The 1,340-nt window shown below is 38.1% G+C and carries 3 protein-coding genes; all 3 read right to left on the reverse strand.

The features are described 5' to 3' along the window. Positions 1-80: 80 nt before the first annotated feature. The 3 genes from HMPREF2983_RS03555 to HMPREF2983_RS03565 all read right to left on the reverse strand — a co-directional run bounded on the left by HMPREF2983_RS03555 (position 81) and on the right by HMPREF2983_RS03565 (position 1,287). Positions 81-317: a hypothetical protein gene (locus tag HMPREF2983_RS03555; protein ID WP_070666835.1), complete on the reverse strand. Its 237-nt coding sequence runs from the start codon at positions 315-317 to the stop codon at positions 81-83. 17 nt (positions 318-334) lie between these two features. After that, positions 335-877: a hypothetical protein gene (locus HMPREF2983_RS03560; RefSeq protein WP_141759255.1), complete on the reverse strand. Its 543-nt coding sequence runs from the start codon at positions 875-877 to the stop codon at positions 335-337. 80 nt (positions 878-957) lie between these two features. Continuing rightward, entirely contained in the window at positions 958-1,287 is a 330-nt protein-coding gene (locus HMPREF2983_RS03565) for a myo-inositol 2-dehydrogenase (RefSeq protein WP_070666839.1), read from the reverse strand. Positions 1,288-1,340: the final 53 nt, after the last annotated feature.

Here is a 1,340-nt window from a genome sequence, read left to right on the forward strand (position 1 = left end):
CATAATCAGGGTGTGGGGCGGTAAGCCCCACCGAAAAAACCACGCTCCCATACAATTAGACATATAGGAGCGTGGAAATTTCATAAAACAAATTTCCGTAAATCAATCAGTACAGACTTGAATACGGCTTTATCATATCCTTCCTTTTTCAGAAGAGCCAACATGCGCTTTGAATAAGCATTGGCTTGCGTCTTGCTCATGCCAAATTTGCTTTGCATTGGTCGGTTAGGGCGCATAGTCTGCACTTCGTAACTTTCTCGATAAATCGGAACATAAATTGTTCGCTTGATGACTTCTATTCTTGGATACCTAAGCATAGTGTGTTATTTATAAATTAAAACAGTTCTAATTGGCAGGGGTTGAACAACTTTCTGTAAGACTTAATCTTATTCATCGTATCCTTAAGTATTGGAAGAGCAGACGAACCTCTTGTTTCGAGTTTGTTTGCATCATCATCATTCGGGGCACCGTCTCTGAATAGAATTTCGTCAATGACCCGTTGACAATTTTCCTCTACACGGTTTAAGGCAGCGGAGACAGCTTCTTTCTCGGTATTGTAACCGTCTTTTAGAGTGTCAACATAAACTGCCCCACAGCAACCGCCTTGTGTCCAAAAATTATAACTAAGTCCAAAGTCCCATCGCCCATTGTCTGATTGCGCTGTTGTAACCTTAAAGAAACAGACTTTTTTAGCCCAATCAATTTTAATATGTGGTGTCAGACACACATCGGCAATATTGAAACAAAATTCTTTATATGTATGCACAACCTTTGGTGGATTCCCTTTCAAATAGTTACACCATTCCTTAAATGTAAATCTCTGACCTGTACACCGGCATTTATAGTGAATTTCTTTATTCATTTGTTTGATATTCATTTTATGAAACACAGTCATTATCTTGTTTTATAGGGGACAAACTATTCAACAATTTTGCAAATCCTATTTTTGAGTTGTTTTTATGCTGCGTTTACAAGTTTCCAAAGTTCCTCTTCAGACTTGACTTCTGTCCCGTTGTAATAAAAATGGGTATCAAGCGATCCGTTGATATAGCTGTCGAACATTTCTCGGCTGCAATCCATTGTGTCAACAAAGTAATAAACGACTTTAAGCCAAAGTATTTCCATGAGGCAATTTCTCACATTTGAGGTGTTGTATCCGGCCACCTCTATCGCTTCGTCCAAGTCTTCATCTGTCCAATCATAACCGAAGTTAGTTTTGAACTCATCTAACTGACTGTCCAAATTAGAAAAACCTAATGCTGCTAAAATCATTTCGTTGTTTGACATAATCTATTATTTTATGAAGTTGTTATTTATTCTGGGCATCCCGATTCTCAACC

Origin of the sequence: Prevotella sp. HMSC077E09, assembly GCF_001814685.1 — a bacterium.
Classification (GTDB): domain Bacteria; phylum Bacteroidota; class Bacteroidia; order Bacteroidales; family Bacteroidaceae; genus Prevotella; species Prevotella oris.

Excerpts from the sequence above, each read along its gene's own strand:
- HMPREF2983_RS03565 (WP_070666839.1), bottom strand. The coding sequence starts at position 1,287 with ATGTCAAACAACGAAATGATTTTAGCAGCATTAGGTTTTTCTAATTTG.
- HMPREF2983_RS03560 (WP_141759255.1), bottom strand. The coding sequence starts at position 877 with ATGAATATCAAACAAATGAATAAAGAAATTCACTATAAATGCCGGTGT.
- HMPREF2983_RS03555 (WP_070666835.1), bottom strand. The coding sequence starts at position 317 with ATGCTTAGGTATCCAAGAATAGAAGTCATCAAGCGAACAATTTATGTT.